The following is an 18628-nucleotide window of genomic DNA, read 5'->3' on the forward strand; positions in this document are numbered from 1 at the left end:
CGACATGAAATACGCTCTTGGCCCACTGCTCTATTTTTGGCCCAAAACCGAAGTCGAAAGCTTCTACCAACAAGCCGCAACGAGCTCTGCTGACATCATTTATTTAGGCGAATCGGTTTGCTCAAAGCGCCGTGAGCTGAAACCCGGTGATTGGTTTGAGTTGGCTCGCACACTTAATCAAGCCGGAAAACAAGTCGTTCTCTCGACTATGGCTCTGCTTGAGGCGCCGAGTGAAGTGACTGTAATGAAGAAATACATTGATAACGGTGACTTTATTATCGAAGCCAATGATGTCTCAGCCATTCAATTAGCCTCTGAAAAGGGTGTGCCTTTTGTGGTCGGCCCTGCGGTCAATACCTATAACGCGCACACATTAGCGCTGTTCTTAAAGCAAGGAATGACGCGCTGGTGCATGCCTGTCGAGCTCTCACGTGAGTGGCTGGTCAATGTCCTAGGTCAATGTGAGGATTTGGGCATTCGCGGCCAGTTTGATGTCGAAGTGTTCAGTCATGGTTATCTTCCTTTGGCCTATTCAGCGCGCTGCTTTACCGCTCGTGCAGAAAACCGAGCCAAAGATGAGTGTGAAACTTGCTGTGTTAAATATCCGACGGGCTTGCAAGTGCATAGCCAAGAAGGCCAAGCGGTGTTTAATTTAAATGGCATTCAAACGCAATCAGGTTACTGCTATAACCTGATTAATGATCTGCCTCAGATGCATGAGCTGGTTGATGTGGTGCGCCTAAGCCCACTTGGTGTGGATACACTACAGCACCTCGATCGTTTCCGTGCGAACGAGCAAGGGGAAAGACCCGAGCCACTAACGTCTCATCAGTGCAACGGCTATTGGCACCAATTAGCCGGGCTCAATGTGGTGAGCTAGTTCACTACAATACAAAGACGAATAGAAAGATGGCCAGTGTTATCACACTGGCCATCTTTTTGAACAATAACCTATCGCAGTTCTGGCTGAGGTTGTATTGTTCCACTCGGATCTCGCGGTGAATAACGCACATCACGCCAAAACATCACAATCACAACCGCACTCAACGCAATATTCGATAACGGAAAGGCCAACCACACCCCATCCAAACCCCAAATTTTGGGCATAATGTACAAAAAGGGCAGTTGAACTAGCATATTGCCTATCGTCACAAACATCGCTTTGCCACCACGATTAACCGCTTGATAATAGGCGGCAGCAACCACCAAAAAGCCATCCAAAAACATGGCAAACAAGTGCAAACGTAGCCCATGAACCGTGCTGTCCATTAACGCTTGATCGCTGTTGTTAAAGACTGACACAAATTGGTAAGGCAGCGCATTAAGCAGCAGCACAAACACAACCCCTACAGCGACAGCTGTAGTGATAGCAACCTTGACTAACTTTCGAATATTACTGTGGTTTTTGGCACCATAATGAAAACTGACCAGCGGCTGCATGCCATTGGCTACCCCTTCTGCAATCAAGTAATACATGGTTACTATGTAGCCTAAAATCGCATAAGCGCCAATTAATATCGGACTACCATATTGGCTAAATAGGGCATTGTGAATTGCCACCATAAACGACCCGTAGGCATACATAAAAAAGCTTGAGGTGCCAATCATAACGATGCTTGGGATCGCACTAAGGTTCAAGCGAAGCGTGGCTCGCGACAAACGCAGCGTTGCACGTTTGGAAAAGAAATACGCTAAGCCCAGCACCGTCACAACAATTTGAGCAATCATGGTTGCTAATGCCGCTCCGGTGAGCTCCCAGCCAAATCGAGCAATAAAAAGATAATCTAAAACAATATTAACTAATGCGCCCACGACCATGAGCATAGTGGCTAAATTAGGGCTGTCGTCATTCCGCAACAAAAATGGCATCGCGATCGAGCCTAAGGTAAAAACACACCCGATAATAAGCACATTGAGGTATTGCGAACCTAACTCAAAAATACGCCCTGAGACCCCTTGCCATAGCAAAAAGCTCTCAGAAAAATAGTAAAGAGTCACCGCAATTAAGGGGGCTAAAACCAGCAACATAATTAGGCCAGTGGCCAAAACCGACCGAGCGGCAGTCAAATCCTTTTCGCCTTGTTTGATGGAAGCAAGCGAACCGGTCCCGACTCCCACCATCATGCCTAAACCTAAAATCGCGCCAATAATCGGCCACGAGACGTTGATGCCCGCAAGACCATCTGCCCCAACATAGTGACCAATAAAAATACCATCTACCACTTGATACAATCCGTTCACCAGCATCGCGGCAACCGTTGGAATGGTGTAACGCCAAAATTGGCGATAAATCGATATTGCTTTCATGTTTCTTCCAAAAAAGTTAGCTAGGCTAACTAAATAAACGCACGAATACTCAAACAGTTGCATTAATGATCATCGGCGAACGAGCAACGTTGGGCTCATCCGCTGCATAAAGCTTTACTCAATAACGCGGTAAGTTGGTATTGTTCTTCACCGCTCAACTCTCGACATAGATCGTCAGCAATCGATTGATAAATACCTTCCTCGAGAGCCAAATGTTGCCGCGCTAGATCCGTGAGTACCACGCGCTTTGATCGCGCATCGTATTCACACGCAATTCTCTGAGCCAGACCACGCCGCTCAAGTCGCTGCACCATATTCGTCACTGAAGGTTTACTGACCTCCATTTCGACGGCCAAATCCGTTAAGCGAATTGGCGCTTGAGCCATCTGCAGCACTTTAAGATAGTCGTACTCATTAAAACTCAGCTGAGCCAACGGATCTTCTTTATTATGTTTACGCCAAACCTTAGCCGAAATACGTTCCAACTGAGCCAGTTGTAAAGGTAAGGCATCACTCTTATCGATATTGATTACGCTCATAACCGCCCCCTAGTCGACGAGATGAAGTGTACTCGAACTGCATTTAGTTAGCCAGACTAATCAAATGCAATTGCAATAAAAAAACCGCGTCGTCATAACGCGGTTTCCTTAACTTAATTCCACCGCATCCCTTTTCACTTGAAGCTGCTGGGGTTTTGGTTGCAAAGTAGAGGACTAGCTCTCACAAGCCTTATCACATAGCTTATCTATGTTCACGAAGTGCTCAGAGGCTTTGTTCGCTGCTCGCCTAGCTGCATCTTCACGTTGTTTGGGCAATGTTCATGAAGTGGTCAGAAGCTTTGCTCGTTTGCCGCTACCTGCAACCCCAGCTGATTGGGATATCAGTTATAAGCCATCTGCGTTTTCAGTGGCCGCTCGCTCTGCCTGCAACTGACGGTAAATCACCGCTAACTCTAAGAAGGCATAACGGTGTTCAATGTATTCGTAAACATTAAATGAGACCGCCAGCTTATACAGCGAAATGGCACTGGCGAAATCATTGGCCATTTGATGACGTTTACCTAGATAGAAATACGCCTCCGTTAAACGCTGAGCCAGTAACTCATTTTCTCGCGATCCGGCGATAATGGCACGAAATGCGTCTTCTTCCGTCACTTCGTCAAGCATCATAGCAACCAATACCCAGCCCCACTGCTCATCCTTGTGCTGATATAATTCGAGCAAATCCTTGCGTGCTTGCTCTGGTTGATCTTTTGCTTCAATAATATAGAGCCAAAGTGCTCGAAACGGATCTTGCTCATCTTGGACAAAGTGAGCACGAATCGCCTCAAGAGCGAGCGTCTGACGCCCACCGTAATAAAGTGCAATCGCTCGGTTACGCTCAGCGTAAATATTATCGGGGGCAAGCTCTAACGCCGCATCAAAAGCATCAAATGCTGCATCAAACTCACCTACTTGAGTAAAATAAACCCCAAGCAAATTAAAGATATCGGGTTGCGCTGGGTTGATCTGTAGCGATTGATTAAAGTCCAAGCGCGCTAAATCACGCAAACCGACACTGTCGTAATAATTACCCCGCTCGTACAGCATTTTTGCTCGAACGTCATCCTCGAGATCGCTGCGTTGCAACAATTGGGTCAAGCGCGCGATTTGCACTTCCTGCTGTAAACTCGGCTGCAGTGGAATTGCCATTGGCGGATAAACCCACTGACCTTGCGGCGCTTGCCCTGACGGCGCAGCACAACCGACCAGCGCTAGTGTGAGCAGCGCAGCAATACTACGAAACCATTTCACTCATTTATCTCCCTTCATACCCAGCAAGCTGCGTATCAAATCATCGGTATCAGTAAGACATGCCATAATGTCACACCCACGGATCCATTATCACAAGTCTTTAAAACCACAACAAATCACAACCATACGTCATACTCAACCAAATTGGTATGACTCAAGCGCTAATTTCTTGTACGAAAAAGGGAGCCTCTCGCTCCCTTTTTAATCTCACTACCGCTGCAAGTCTAAGTCAAAGCCGTTAGACATGTCACGGTAGTTACCGCTTCAAGCGAATGATCGCTTATTCAGCAGCTGGTGCATCTTGTGCATCATCAGCTTTTTCTACCGCTTCTTTCATGCTCAAACGAACACGGCCCTGACGGTCGATTTCCAGTACTTTAACTTGAACTTCTTGACCTTCGGTTAGGTAATCAGACACTTTCTCTACACGCTTGTCTGCGATCTGAGAAATGTGCACTAGACCATCTTTACCCGGTAGGATGTTCACAAACGCACCGAAGTCCGCTAGACGCGCCACTTTACCTGTGTAGATCTTACCCACTTCCACTTCAGCCGTGATCGCTTCGATGCGACGGATAGCCTCTTTCGCTTGCTCACCATCGGTTGCTGCGATCTTAACAGTGCCGTCTTCTTCGATTTCGATAGTCGTGCCCGTTTCTTCGGTCAACGCACGAATCACAGCGCCGCCTTTACCGATCACATCTTTGATCTTATCAACACCAATCTTCATTGTATGAATACGAGGTGCAAATTGAGAGATCTCTTCACGAGACGTCGAAATGGCTTGATCCATCACTGAAAGAATGTGAGTACGTGCGCCTTTCGCTTGGTTAAGCGCAATTTGCATGATCTCTTTAGTGATACCTTCGATCTTGATGTCCATTTGCAGCGCTGTGATACCAGTGTGAGTACCCGCTACTTTAAAGTCCATGTCACCAAGGTGATCTTCGTCGCCTAGGATGTCAGAAAGAACAACGAAGTCGTCACCTTCTTTTACTAGACCCATTGCGATACCCGCAACAGAAGACTTGATTGGCACACCAGCGTCCATCAGCGCTAGCGACGTACCGCATACCGAAGCCATTGAAGAAGAACCATTTGATTCAGTGATTTCTGAAACCACACGTACTGTGTATGGGAATTCTTCTGGAGATGGCATTACTGCTGCAATACCACGCTTCGCCAACTTACCGTGACCGATTTCACGACGCTTAGGAGAACCAACAAAGCCAGTTTCGCCTACACAGTATGGAGGGAAGTTGTAGTGAAGGAGGAAGTAATCTTTCTTCTCACCCGTCAGCTCATCGATGATTTGCGCATCACGTTGAGTACCAAGCGTTGCCGTTACGATAGCTTGCGTTTCACCACGGGTGAACAATGCAGAGCCGTGAGTACGTGGCAGAACGCCAGTGCGTACATCAAGTGCACGAACCATGTCTTTTTCACGGCCGTCGATACGTGGGTTACCCGCGATGATGCTGCGACGTACCACTGTTTTTTCTAGATCGTGGAAAATGGTGTGAATTTCTTTTGTATCCGCTTCTGGATCTTCAGCCAGAATCGCTGCGTTGACTTCACCTGCGATCTCGTGGATGCGGTCGTAACGCGCCATTTTTTCTGTAATTTGGTACGCTTCAACCAGTTTCGCTTCCGCAAGCGCTGCAATTTTATCATTAAGTGCAGTGTTCGCTTCTGGCGCAACCCAGTTCCACGATGGTGTCGCCACTTCGGCTTTGAACTCGTTAATCGCCTTGATAACCGCTTGCTGTTGATCGTGACCAAATACCACCGCTGCTAACATTTCAGCTTCAGTTAGGTTGTCAGCTTCTGATTCCACCATCAATACAGCAGATTCCGTACCAGCAACCACAAGATCAAGACGAGAAGCGTCAAGTTCTTTGTTGCTTGGGTTCAGAACAAGTTGACCATCGATGTGACCAACACGCGCAGCACCGATAGGACCGTTAAACGGAATACCAGAGATAGCGAGCGCGGCAGATGTACCAATCATGGTTGGGATGTCTGGCTGAACGTCTGGGTTAACTGACATTACTGTCGCGATAACTTGAACTTCGTTGGTGAAACCGTCTGGGAATAGAGGACGGATAGGACGGTCGATAAGACGAGCAGTCAACGTTTCGCCTTCAGAAGGACGGCCTTCACGCTTGAAGAAACCACCTGGAATTTTACCTGCTGCGTAAGTACGCTCTTGGTAGTTAACCGTTAGCGGAAAGAAATCTTGACCTGCAACTGCTTCTTTTTTACCAACAACAGAAACAAATACCGCTGTATCATCCATAGTAACCATAACCGCTGCGGTCGCTTGACGTGCGATGACACCCGTTTCTAGAGTGACAGTGTGGTTACCGTATTGAAACGTCTTAACAACTGGTTTTTCGAACATTAGATTTTCCTTGCTCTTTAAAGAGCTGAGAGTGTTTTACGATGCTCACTCGGTTACAAATCGCGACTAGTCCAAAGCGACGGCGTCCATTTTAATGGGCCATCGATTTGGAATAGTCGCGACCTTGTGGTCGACGAGGTTGACTGTAACGCCGTGAGCGTAAAGCGAGTTTCTTCGCAAAAATCGCCGTGCGTAGTATAACGATTAAATAGCACTTTGGCTAAATTTGGCGATGAAAAAAGGGGCTTACGCCCCTTTTTAAACAAACTTTCTATGCAGTCACTGATTAGCGACGTAGGCCTAGACGTTTGATTAGGTCTTGGTAACGTCCTAGATCTTTACCTTTTAGGTAGTCTAGAAGTTTACGACGGCTAGAAACCATGCGTAGAAGACCACGACGGCTGTGGTGATCGCCTTTGTGCGCTTTAAAGTGACCTTGTAGGTGGTTGATAGAAGCAGTTAGTAGTGCTACTTGTACTTCTGGTGAACCAGTGTCGCCTTCGCCACGTGCGTATTCAGCAACGATTGCTGCTTTAGTTTCTGCATTCAGAGACATAATTCTCTCCTAATAAGAGTAGGTTAATAACTGTGCCAGCCAATCTCTGATTCAGCCGACACGAGGAGCGCGAATTATAAGGAAGATTCGCTTACGAAGCAAGCAACGTTTACGCTTGCTCTTCGCGGCGAAACACCACCAAACGTTTTGGTGCAATTTGCCCTTCATCTGTCGCTTCAGCAACGCCGATAAACAGACGCTCGTCTCCGGCAGTCATACGAACCGTACCCACAGGGCTACCCAGCAACTGAACAGGTTGGCCATGCTGAACCATGTGCACCATTTGCGCGGTTAAATTCACCTCAGGCAAATCTTGTACCGCCGTGTCCATGGGCATTAAAAGTGCATCGAGTAACTCACGTGGTGCTCTTTCGTCACGATGTGCTTGTTCAACCAAGTCATTCAGTTGCTCTAGGGTAACCATTTTGTCATATGGATACTTCGCGACACCGGTACGACGCAGCATGGTCACGTGGGCACCACAGCCCAAAAGCTCACCTAGGTCATCAACAATCGTTCGAATGTAAGTACCTTTAGAACAGTGTACTTCCATCTCGACTTCATCGCCTTCAAAACGATGGAGTACGATCTCATACACGGTGATCTTACGTGATTCACGTGGCACCTCGATCCCCTTGCGAGCATATTCGTACAAAGGTTTCCCTTGGTACTTCAATGCCGAGAACATCGATGGCACTTGATCAGACTCACCTCGAAACGTCTCAATCGCCGCTTCCAGTTGGGTCAGATCCACATTCACGGGACGCGTTTCGACTACTTCGCCATCCGAGTCCGACGTATTCGTACGCTCACCTAATTTGGCGATAACACGGTAACGTTTATCGGAGTCCAATAGGAACTGAGAAAACTTAGTGGCTTCACCCAAGCAGATTGGCAACATGCCTGTTGCTAATGGGTCAAGCGCACCAGTATGACCCGCTTTTTCTGCAAAGTAGATGCGTTTCACTTTTTGCAGCGCATCGTTTGACGAAATACCGGTAGGCTTATCCAACAGGATCACGCCATCAATAGGACGACCTTTGCGACGACGTGCCATTACTCTTCGCCCTCACGGCCTGCATCTTGTTTACGAGCATTATCATTGTTGACCACTTCGGTGACCAAGTTTGACATGCGCATACCTTCAACCAAGGTGTTGTCGTAGTAGAAACGGATTTCTGGGGTCAAGCGCAGGCGAATGCGTTTTCCAAGCATCATACGAATGTGAACTTCATGTTCACGAAGTGCAGACAAACACGACTCTGGCGTTTGCTCACCAATGCACAAAAAGGTCACGAATACTTTGGCATAAGCCAAGTCACGAGACACTTCTACGTCAGAAATGGTCACCATACCTAGGCGAGAATCACGAACTTCGCGCTGAAGGATCATCGCAAGCTCTTTTTGCAGCTGCTGTGATACGCGCTGCGTGCGGCTAAATTCTTTTGACATATCTTTTCTCTCAAATAGCAAGAATGGGGGGATGGTTAACCCAGCCCCCCATGGCGTATTCAACGACCGATTATTGCCAGATCGCTGGCAATTGTAGTCAATTAATCGATAGTACGCTTGATTTCGATAACTTCGAAGACTTCGATTTGGTCACCAACGCGAACATCATTGTAGTTCTTAACGCCGATACCACACTCGTAGCCATTCTTAACTTCAGCAACGTCATCTTTAAAGCGACGCAGTGACTCAAGCTCACCTTCGTAGATAACCACGTTATCGCGCAACACGCGAATTGGGTTATTACGTTTGATGGTGCCCTCGGTTACCATACAGCCTGCGATTGCACCCAGTTTCGGTGACTTAAACACGTCACGAACTTCAGCAAGACCAATGATCTCTTGCTTAAATTCTGGCGCAAGCATACCGCTCATTGCCTGTTTCACTTCGTCAATCAATTGGTAAATGATTGAGTAGTAACGTAGGTCAAGCGCTGCGGTTTCAATCGCGCGACGTGCAGAGGCATCAGCACGTACGTTAAAGCCAAGAATGATAGCATTTGAAGCTTCGGCCAGTACTGCGTCAGTTTCAGTGATACCACCTACACCAGAACCGACGATGTTCACTTTCACTTCGTCCGTAGACAATTTCACTAGTGAATCAGCAATCGCTTCAACAGAGCCTTGTACGTCCGCTTTCAGTACTACGTTCAATTCAGCCACTTCGCCAGCTGCCATGTTCGCAAACATGTTTTCTAGCTTAGATTTCTGCTGACGCGCCAGTTTCACATCACGGAATTTACCAGCACGGTAGTTTGCAACTTCACGCGCTTTACGCTCGTCACGCACAACGGTTGCTTCGTCACCTGACGAAGGCACGCCAGATAGACCCAAGATCTCAACTGGAATCGATGGACCTGCTTCTGTGATCTCTTTGCCAACTTCATCGCGCATTGCACGTACGCGGCCGTATTCTTGACCACATAGTACGATGTCACCCTTACGTAGCGTACCAGACTGAACCAGTACCGTCGCAACTGGACCACGACCTTTATCGAGACGTGATTCAACCACTACGCCAGATGCCATACCTTCCGCAACAGCCGTTAGTTCAAGAACCTCTGACTGAAGAAGGATTGCTTCTAGTAGACCATCGATGTTCGTACCCTGCTTCGCAGAAATGTGAACGAACATGTTTTCGCCGCCCCATTCCTCAGGAATAACGTCGTATTGAGCAAGCTCATTCTTAACGTTGTCTGGGTTCGCATCTTCTTTATCGATCTTGTTTACAGCAACGATAAGTGGAACGCCCGCCGCTTTCGCGTGCTGGATCGCTTCCACAGTCTGTGGCATTACTCCATCGTCTGCTGCCACAACAAGAACAACGATGTCCGTCGCTTGAGCGCCACGAGCACGCATTGCAGTAAACGCCGCGTGTCCAGGAGTATCAAGGAAGGTGATCATACCGTTGTCAGTTTCTACGTGGTAAGCACCGATGTGCTGAGTAATACCACCCGCTTCACCTGAAGCAACGTGTGTACGACGAATGTAGTCAAGTGTCGATGTCTTACCATGGTCAACGTGGCCCATGATAGTTACAACTGGCGCGCGTGGAACCGCTTCTGCGTCGCTATCGCGATCAGATAGAACCGCTTCTTCCAGCTCATTTTCTTTACGCAACACCACTTTATGACCCATTTCCTCTGCTACCAATTGAGCAGTTTCTTGGTCAATCACTTGGTTGATGGTCGCCATTGCACCCATCTTCATCATCACCTTGATAACTTCTGTCGCTTTTACCGACATCTTGCTAGCAAGTTCAGACAATACGATGGTTTCACCGATCACGACATCTTGCTTCGCCACAACCGCTGATTTGTCAAAACCGTGCTGCATTGAGCTTGGTTTGGCCAATTTGCCTTTACCGCGGCCACGTGCACCACGCGGGTTACGGTTATTGCGTTCAGCTTGCTCTTCTTGTTTGGCGGAAGCTTTCTTCTTTTTCTTGCGACGAGAGCTTTCGTCGCGGCGATCTGCTTCATCTTCGGCTTCACGTGCATAACGTGAGGTCGTTACATGGTAATCTGTATCTTCCATATCACCCTTTTTCTTTTCAGCAGCAGACCAGCGTTCTTCGTTTTTCTCAGCCATCTCGCGGGCTTCTTCAAGCTTGCGCTGGCTTTCTTCTTCAGCTTTACGCTTAGCTTCTTCTTCCTGGCGACGCTTTAGCTCATCGGCTTCTTTTCGCGCTGCTTCTTGCTTCATTTTTTCAGCATCACGTTTTGCTGTATCCTCAACAGAACGTTTTGCATTCTCTTCTGCATCACGTTTGGCTTTTGCTTCTGCCTCACGTTTTGCAACCTCCGCGGCTTCACGTTTCGCTGCTTCTTCAGCGGCGCGTTTCGCTGCTTCTTCCGCTTCACGTTTCGCGGCTTCTTCAGCTTCACGTTGAGCTGCTAATTCAGCCTCACGTTGCGCTGCTTCTTCCGCTTCACGTTTCGCTTGTTCATCAATGGCACTGCGCTTCACATAGGTTCGCTTTTTGCGCACTTCTACTTGAACATTCTTACTCTTGCCACCACCAGCATTAACACTCAGCGTGCTGCGTGTTTTGCGTTGTAGTGTTAAACGAGTCGGCTCAGCGTCACCTGGGGCAACGCCATGCTCTTTTTTCAGGTGGGCTAACAGCTTTTGCTTCTCTTCATCAGAAACAAAATCCGCGCCCGATTTACTCATTCCAGCATCAGCAAGTTGATCTAGTAAGCGGTCAACTGGCGTACCAATTTCTTCACTCAGTGCTTTAACCGTAAGTTCTGTCATCCGCTCTCTCCTTGCTGAAATTATGCTTCTTCGCCGAACCAACAAATATTACGAGCTGCCATGATAAGTTCACCAGCACGCTCTTGTGTCAATCCGTCAATACCGTCTAAATCGTCAGTGCCTTGGTCAGCCAGATCTTCTAGCGTCACAACACCTTTTGCTGCCAACGCGAACGCCATTTCGCGCTCAAGTCCTTCAAGAGCAAGCAGATCTTCTGCCGGCTCAAGGCCTTCAAATGTCTCTTCTTGTGCAAGTGCAATCGTTGTAAGCGCATCTTTTGCACGGTTACGCAGCTCTTCAACCAAATCTTCGTCAAGACCATCCACTTCAAGCAGCTCGTTAACAGGGACGTAAGCCACTTCTTCTAGTGTTGAGAAGCCTTCTTCCACCAACAACTGAGCGAAGTCCTCTTCAATATCAAGGTACTTCATGAAGTTATCGATAGACGCTTGTGATTCTGCTGCGTGTTTTTTCTCAAGATCTTCAACGGTCATGACATTCAGCTCCCACCCAGTTAACTGAGAGGCGAGACGAACGTTTTGACCGTTACGGCCGATAGCTTGAGCTAAATTGCCTGCTTCAACGGCAATATCCATCGCGTGCGCATCTTCATCAACAATGATGGATGCTACGTCTGCGGGCGCCATTGCGTTAATAACAAACTGCGCTGGATTATCATCCCACAGCACAATGTCAATGCGCTCACCGCCAAGTTCGCCAGAAACCGCTTGAACACGAGCGCCGCGCATACCCACGCACGCGCCAACAGGGTCAATACGTTTGTCGTTGGTTTTTACAGCGATTTTCGCGCGCGAACCAGGATCACGAGCGGCACCCTTGAGTTCAATAATTTCTTCGGCAATCTCAGGCACTTCAACGCGGAACAGTTCGCAAAGCATATCAGGCTTTGAACGTGTTACGAAGAGTTGGAAACCGCGCGCTTCTGGTGCCACTTTGTAAAGGAGACCACGGACGCGGTCACCTGGGCGATGATTTTCACGCGGCAGCTGATCGTCACGTAGAATAACCGCTTCAGCGTTATTACCAAGATCCAATACGATAGTCTCGCGATTGACTTTCTTAACAACACCAGTCACAAGCTCGCCTTCGTTGTCAATAAATTGCTCAACGATTTGCGCACGCTCTGCTTCACGTACTTTTTGTACGATAACTTGTTTTGCTGTTTGGGTCGTGATGCGGTCAAATGTTACTGACTCGATTTGATCTTCGATGAAGTCGCCTAATTCAATGCTGTCGTCGTCATAACGAGCCGCTTCAAAAGAGATCTCTTTGGTTGGGCTCTCAACCTCTTCAACCACCAACCAACGACGGAAAGTGTCAAACTCGCCCGTTTTGCGGTCAATAGCAACACGAACATCAATTTCGATTTCGTATTTTTTCTTAGTTGATGTTGCTAGCGCAGTTTCTAACGCTTCAAAAATACGCTCACGAGGTACAGCTTTCTCGTTTGAAACCGCCTCTACAACCGCTAAAATTTCTTTACTCATTTAGTTAGCCTCTAAGCTTCAATTTTTAGGGACCTAGAATTTAGGGATCAGGTTTGCTTTTGCAATATTGCTAAGGGCAAACTGTTCTTCTTGCCCATCAACCATCACGGTAATAGTTTCGCCATCCACACCTTGGATGATGCCTTTCCATTTACGACGGTTACCAACGGCCATTTTTAGAACCAGATTGACCTCGTGACCAACGTACTTTTCGTAGTGGGCTGGTTTAAATAGAGGACGATCCAGACCTGGAGACGATACTTCAAGGCTGTAAGCCACCGAAATTGGGTCTTCAACATCGAGAACCGCACTCACTTGATGACTCACTTCGGCGCAATCGTCGACATTAATGCCATTTTCGTGGTCGATGTAGATGCGCAAAGTCGAATGCGCGCCTGCTCGAATAAACTCTAATCCAACCAACTCATAACCTGCTGCTTCTACAGGAGCTTCAAGCATTTCAGTCAGTTGTCTCTCTAAACCAGTCATTTAACCACTCCAGAAACAAAAAAAGGGCTCAGAGCCCATTCGATTTACCAAGCAACATTGAATTTTTCGGTGATTAACCTGAAAAAATTCAGATAACAAAAAACCCCGAAAGTCGGGGTTTTATGTTGCTGGACCCTGATACGTTGAGTGTAAGTGTAACACTCAACCCGCAGTGTGGTTAGCACTGCGCAAACTTGTACCAAACTTATCTTAAATTTGGTTGCGGGGGCCGGATTTGAACCGACGACCTTCGGGTTATGAGCCCGACGAGCTACCAAGCTGCTCCACCCCGCGTCCGACTTGCTGTGCATTATAAACGCAACAAGCTATGGTTTACAAGTTTGTGAACACATGGTGCCGAGAGAGGGACTCGAACCCTCACACCAAAGGCACTAGCACCTCATGCTAGCGTGTCTACCAATTTCACCATCTCGGCAAATAAGTTAAAACTTATTGAGGAATTTCATCACCTTTCGGCGCTGGAATGTCCTTTGCTGCATCAGCTGGCTGAACGATTTGACCTTGAGTTGGGTCAATCCATTGAGACTCTTCTTTGTGCGTAGTCATACGACCAAGAAGCAAGCTGCCTACAAAAAATACGGTTGCTAAAATCGCAGTTGTTCGGGTCAAAAAGTTACCAGAGCCGCTTGCGCCAAACACTGTGTTTGATGCGCCCGCACCGAACGAGGCTCCCATATCTGCGCCTTTACCTTGTTGAATCAACACAAGGCCAATCACACCGGCCGCTGCCAACAGGTAAATCACAAGTAGAACTGTAAACATTTTTCCACCTATGTTCCAAATTGTTGAGCTAGCGCCATTTAAACCGAATAAAACATCCAAATTCAAACTAAGCCAGCGTCCTCCTTACTGAAGGCCGAGCAATACTAGCGAATGCGCTTAGCACTGACAAGGGAAAAACGAAAAAAAGTTGGCGAAAGCCACTCAAGCGGATAAAAAAAACACAAAAAACGCCATTTCACCGACAATGCACACTACAAGGGAGTACATTGTCGGTGGTTTCATTATCTATTAACTGCTCATTCGCACCGCATCTGCGATTTGTTCCGCACAGCGTTGAACTTGAGCCTCGTCTTCCCCTTCAACCATGACGCGAATGAGAGGTTCGGTACCCGACTTGCGCAATAGCACACGACCTTTTTCACCCAATTCGTTCTCAGCCATTTCTGTTGCCATCAATACCGCTTCACTTTGTAATGGATTACCCTCACCACTAAAGCGCAAGTTAATCAGTACTTGCGGGTAAAGCGTCATACCTTGAGAAAGGTCATGCAATGTCATTGCACTGCCGACGACAGAGGCAAGTACTTGCAGCGCGGCAACGATGGCATCACCGGTAGTCACTTTATCAAGCAAAATGACATGGCCTGAGTTTTCAGCACCGATTTTCCAGCCTTTTTCTAGCAGTTTTTCCATCACATAACGGTCACCCACTGCCGCTCGTATAAATGGAATTCCCAGTTGTTTTAGCCCATTTTCCATGCCAAGGTTTGTCATCAAAGTGCCGACGACGCCCCCTTTTAGCTCACCACGGCGCAAGGCATCACGAGCAATAATATACGCGATTTGGTCGCCATCGATTTTATTGCCCATGTGATCAACCATAATAATGCGGTCGCCATCACCATCAAACGCCAAGCCTACGTCGGCATTTTCGGCAACCACACGCTGTTGCAACGCGCGCACATCAGTGGCGCCAACTTCGTCATTAATGTTGGTGCCATTTGGCTCCACACCCATTGCAATGACATCGGCGCCAAGCTCAGCAAATACCGATGGCGCAATGTGGTAGGTGGCACCGTGAGCGCAATCCACCACAATTTTTAATCCCGCCAAACTCAACGAGGAGGGGAAGGTACTTTTACAAAATTCGATATATCGTCCAGCAGCATCGTTGAGACGCGTTGCTTTACCTAACAAAGCCGACTCAACACATTCAATTGGTTTGTCTAACTCCGCTTCGATAGCAAGCTCAATATCGTCAGGAAGTTTGGTCCCTTCCGATGAAAAAAACTTAATCCCATTGTCGTAATAAGGATTGTGCGACGCCGAAATAACAATCCCAGCCTCAGCTCGAAACGTTTGAGTCAAATAAGCCACTGCTGGGGTCGGCATCGGTCCAGTAAAGGTGGCCTTTAACCCCGCAGCGGCAAGCCCGGCCTCAAGCGCAGACTCAAGCATATAACCAGAGATGCGCGTATCTTTACCAATAATGACCTTTTTCGTACCTTGTTTTGCTAATACGCGTCCAGCTGCCCAGCCAAGTTTGAGTACAAAATCAGGAGTGATAGGGTATTGTCCAACCTTACCGCGTACTCCATCTGTACCAAAATAACGTCGTTTTTCAGACATGTGATACCTTCATTTTTTTTTGTGATATTGAATTTATTGCTTGAGCGCAGCAAGAATTTTCATTGCTTGCTGAGTTTGCGCGACATCATGCACTCGAATGATCTGAGCTCCTTTTTGCGCTGCGATGGTCGCGCATATAACACTGCCCACTACGCTTTGCATCGGCGTAACGTCAAGCAGATTACAAACCATGGATTTACGCGACATCCCCACAAGTAGAGGTAAGCCAAACTGATGAAGCTTTTCAAGATGCGCTAACAACTGGTAGTTATGTTCGAGTGTTTTGCCAAACCCAAACCCGGGATCCAATACCAAGCGCTCGCGCGCAATACCCGCAGCTTCACATACTGCGATACGCTCTGCTAAAAAAGCACTGACGTCATCTTCAATATTTTGATAGCAAGGTGCTGATTGCATGGTTTTCGGCTGTCCCTGCATGTGCATTAAGCAAATCGGCACATTTGACTGAGCGGCCACTTCAAGCGCACCAGGCTCGGCTAATGCCCGCACATCATTTATCAAATCAGCGCCAGCCGCAACGGCTTGGCGCATCACTTCGGCTTTGCTGGTGTCGATGGATATCCAGACATCAAAACGAGAACGCAGAGCTTCGATGACGGGGATGGTTCGTGCTAACTCTTCATCAAGGGGTACCTCTGCGGCCCCCGGTCGTGTTGATTCACCACCAACATCAATGATAGTTGCGCCCGAGGCTATCATCGCCTCTGCTTGCGCAAGCGCATTATCAAGTGAGGTGTAACGCCCGCCATCTGAAAAGGAATCTGGCGTCACGTTTAAAATCCCCATAATTTGGGGCTGAGTGAGATCTAATGTTTTATTATTCGTAATTAATTTCATGGCAAAAACACAAAAACCCCGAGTTTCCTCGGGGTTTTACCGTTAAATTAAGAGATCAATCTGCATCTTTTTTATCTGCAATCGGCGCTGCGTTTTCAGCAGAAGCGCCATCTTGAGACTTCGCTTGAACGCTTTCTTGATCACCCTTTTGCTCTGGCTTATCCGTCGGCTCTTGGGATTTAGCTTCAGAGCTTGGTGGTGTATTGTCACCATCAGTCCAGCCAGCAGGCTCACGGATTTCGCTCTTACGTGCCATCAAGTCGTCGATTTGACCCGCATCAATGGTTTCATATTTCATCAATGCATCTTTCATTGCATGCATGATATCCATATTGTCTTCAAGCAGCTTACGCGCGCGTTCATAGTTACGGTCGATAAGTTTGCGCACTTCGTCATCAATGGTCTTCGCCGTATCATCTGACATATGTTTGCTTTGACTCATCGAGCGTCCTAGGAAGACTTCACCTTCCTCTTCCGCATAAAGCATCGGGCCCAATTTCTCAGAGAAGCCCCATTGAGTCACCATCTTACGCGCAATATCTGTCGCACGCTCAATGTCATTTGATGCTCCAGTCGATACCTTTTCTTTACCGTAGATAAGCTCTTCTGCCAGACGACCACCATATAAACTCGAAATCATTGACTCCAAGTGCTGGCGCGACATACTGACGCGATCCCCTTCCGGTAAATACATAGTAACGCCAAGCGCGCGACCACGAGGAATAATCGATACTTTGTAGACAGGATCATGCTCAGGAACCAAACGGCCTACAATTGCATGACCGGCTTCATGATAAGCCGTCGACTCTTTGGTCTCTTCAGACATCACCATAGAGCGACGTTCCGCACCCATCATGATTTTGTCTTTTGCTAATTCAAACTCAACCATAGAGACATTGCGCTTGTTACCACGCGCCGCGAACAATGCTGCCTCGTTGACTAAGTTAGCTAAATCAGCGCCCGAGAACCCTGGCGTACCACGCGCAATAAGTGAAGGCTCAACGTCACTTGCTAATGGAACTTTGCGCATATGCACTTTAAGGATTTGCTCACGCCCACGTACGTCAGGTAAGCCAACCACGACTTGACGGTCAAAACGCCCTGGTCGAAGCAGTGCAGGATCTAGCACATCTGGACGGTTTGTTGCGGCGATAACAATAATACCTTCATTACCTTCAAAACCGTCCATTTCCACCAGCATTTGGTTCAATGTTTGCTCACGCTCATCGTGACCACCACCAACACCCGCACCACGCTGGCGACCCACAGCATCGATTTCGTCAATAAAGATGATGCACGGTGATGCCTTTTTCGCTTGCTCAAACATGTCGCGCACACGAGAAGCACCCACACCGACAAACATCTCAACGAAATCAGAGCCTGAAATAGTAAAGAAAGGCACTTTGGCTTCACCAGCGATCGCCTTCGCCAGCAAGGTTTTACCTGTACCTGGAGGACCAACCATCAGTACGCCAGTTGGGATTTTACCCCCCAACTTTTGAAAGCGGCTCGGGTCGCGAAGATAGTCGACCAGCTCTTTAACATCTTCTTTCGCTTCATCACAGCCAGCCACATCCGCAAAGGTCGTTTTGATTTGCTCTTCGCTCATCATACGCGCTTTACTTTTGCCAAAAGACATGGCTCCTTTGCCACCGCCCCCTTGCATTTGACGCATAAAGAAAATCCATACGCCGATCAGCAAGATCATTGGGAACCACGAGATGAAGATGGTGCCCAATAGACTCTGCTCTTCTGGTGGTGTGCCTTGAACTTTTACGTTGTGATTGATGAGATCATCCAACAGCTTTTGATCACGTAGTGGCATGTAAGTAACGTATTTACCGCCACCACCACGACGCATATAAGTGATCTCGCCGCCTTTAAACGTTGCTTCTTGAACTTGGCCTTGGCCAACTTCATGTACAAACGTGCTGTAATCGACCGTGCGTCCGTTGCTTTCTCCAGGACCGAAGTTCTGGAATACCGACATCAGTACGACAGCAATTACAAGCCACAGAATTAAATTTTTTGCCATGTCACTCAAGGTGTCAGCCTCGCGATAACCAATTGTA

General features: G+C 47.7%; 15 protein-coding genes and 2 tRNA genes. 1 reads left to right on the forward strand and 16 read right to left on the reverse strand.

From position 1 onward, the window contains the following. Positions 1–4 precede the first annotated feature (4 nt). On the forward strand, positions 5–880 hold the full coding sequence (locus HGP28_RS07330) for a U32 family peptidase (RefSeq protein ID WP_168835818.1): 876 nt from the start codon (positions 5–7) through the stop codon (positions 878–880). Positions 881–951: 71 nt separating this feature from the next. Here HGP28_RS07330 and HGP28_RS07335 read toward each other — a convergent pair whose 3' ends face one another. The 16 genes from HGP28_RS07335 to ftsH all read right to left on the reverse strand — a co-directional run bounded on the left by HGP28_RS07335 (position 952) and on the right by ftsH (position 18600). Continuing rightward, the gene (locus tag HGP28_RS07335; protein ID WP_168835819.1) at positions 952–2307 is read right to left on the reverse strand and encodes an MATE family efflux transporter; all 1356 of its coding nucleotides are present in this window, start codon (positions 2305–2307) and stop codon (positions 952–954) included. A gap of 95 nt (positions 2308–2402) precedes the next feature. Beyond that, positions 2403–2846 carry a MarR family winged helix-turn-helix transcriptional regulator gene (locus HGP28_RS07340; protein ID WP_168835820.1) on the reverse strand — a complete coding sequence of 148 codons (444 nt, stop codon included), beginning with the start codon at positions 2844–2846 and terminating at the stop codon, positions 2403–2405. Between the two features lie 345 nt (positions 2847–3191). Then, on the reverse strand, positions 3192–4100 hold the full coding sequence (gene nlpI / locus HGP28_RS07345; RefSeq protein ID WP_168835821.1) for a lipoprotein NlpI: 909 nt from the start codon (positions 4098–4100) through the stop codon (positions 3192–3194). Positions 4101–4380: 280 nt separating this feature from the next. Beyond that, the gene (gene pnp, locus HGP28_RS07350; RefSeq protein WP_168835822.1) at positions 4381–6504 is read right to left on the reverse strand and encodes a polyribonucleotide nucleotidyltransferase; all 2124 of its coding nucleotides are present in this window, start codon (positions 6502–6504) and stop codon (positions 4381–4383) included. A 286-nt stretch (positions 6505–6790) separates the two neighbouring features. Continuing rightward, a complete protein-coding gene (gene rpsO / locus HGP28_RS07355; protein ID WP_168835823.1) occupies positions 6791–7060 on the reverse strand; it encodes a 30S ribosomal protein S15 in 270 nt (89 codons plus the stop codon). A gap of 109 nt (positions 7061–7169) precedes the next feature. After that, positions 7170–8117 (reverse strand): tRNA pseudouridine(55) synthase TruB, encoded by a 948-nt coding sequence (truB, locus tag HGP28_RS07360; RefSeq protein WP_168835824.1) that lies wholly within the window; start codon positions 8115–8117, stop codon positions 7170–7172. Continuing rightward, positions 8117–8512, reverse strand: a complete 396-nt coding sequence (rbfA, locus tag HGP28_RS07365; protein ID WP_168835825.1) for a 30S ribosome-binding factor RbfA — start codon at positions 8510–8512, stop codon at positions 8117–8119. Before rbfA ends, truB begins: the two co-directional genes overlap by 1 nt. 101 nt (positions 8513–8613) lie before the next feature. Next, positions 8614–11328 (reverse strand): translation initiation factor IF-2, encoded by a 2715-nt coding sequence (gene infB / locus HGP28_RS07370; protein WP_168835826.1) that lies wholly within the window; start codon positions 11326–11328, stop codon positions 8614–8616. A gap of 20 nt (positions 11329–11348) precedes the next feature. Then, positions 11349–12836 carry a transcription termination factor NusA gene (gene nusA / locus HGP28_RS07375; RefSeq protein WP_168835827.1) on the reverse strand — a complete coding sequence of 496 codons (1488 nt, stop codon included), beginning with the start codon at positions 12834–12836 and terminating at the stop codon, positions 11349–11351. Positions 12837–12869: 33 nt separating this feature from the next. After that, positions 12870–13325: a ribosome maturation factor RimP gene (gene rimP, locus HGP28_RS07380; protein WP_168835828.1), complete on the reverse strand. Its 456-nt coding sequence runs from the start codon at positions 13323–13325 to the stop codon at positions 12870–12872. 217 nt (positions 13326–13542) lie between these two features. Beyond that, positions 13543–13619 (reverse strand) — tRNA-Met (locus HGP28_RS07385). 58 nt (positions 13620–13677) lie between these two features. Further along, positions 13678–13761: transfer RNA gene (locus tag HGP28_RS07390), tRNA-Leu, on the reverse strand. A gap of 14 nt (positions 13762–13775) precedes the next feature. Continuing rightward, a complete protein-coding gene (gene secG / locus HGP28_RS07395; RefSeq protein ID WP_168835829.1) occupies positions 13776–14108 on the reverse strand; it encodes a preprotein translocase subunit SecG in 333 nt (110 codons plus the stop codon). Between the two features lie 249 nt (positions 14109–14357). Continuing rightward, a complete protein-coding gene (gene glmM / locus HGP28_RS07400; RefSeq protein ID WP_168835830.1) occupies positions 14358–15698 on the reverse strand; it encodes a phosphoglucosamine mutase in 1341 nt (446 codons plus the stop codon). Between the two features lie 33 nt (positions 15699–15731). Continuing rightward, on the reverse strand, positions 15732–16556 hold the full coding sequence (gene folP / locus HGP28_RS07405; protein WP_168835831.1) for a dihydropteroate synthase: 825 nt from the start codon (positions 16554–16556) through the stop codon (positions 15732–15734). A gap of 55 nt (positions 16557–16611) precedes the next feature. Next, a complete protein-coding gene (gene ftsH, locus HGP28_RS07410) occupies positions 16612–18600 on the reverse strand; it encodes an ATP-dependent zinc metalloprotease FtsH (protein WP_168835832.1) in 1989 nt (662 codons plus the stop codon). Between the last annotated feature and the right edge of the window lie 28 nt (positions 18601–18628).

Source organism: Vibrio agarilyticus (assembly GCF_012641465.1).
Lineage (GTDB): Bacteria > Pseudomonadota > Gammaproteobacteria > Enterobacterales > Vibrionaceae > Vibrio > Vibrio agarilyticus.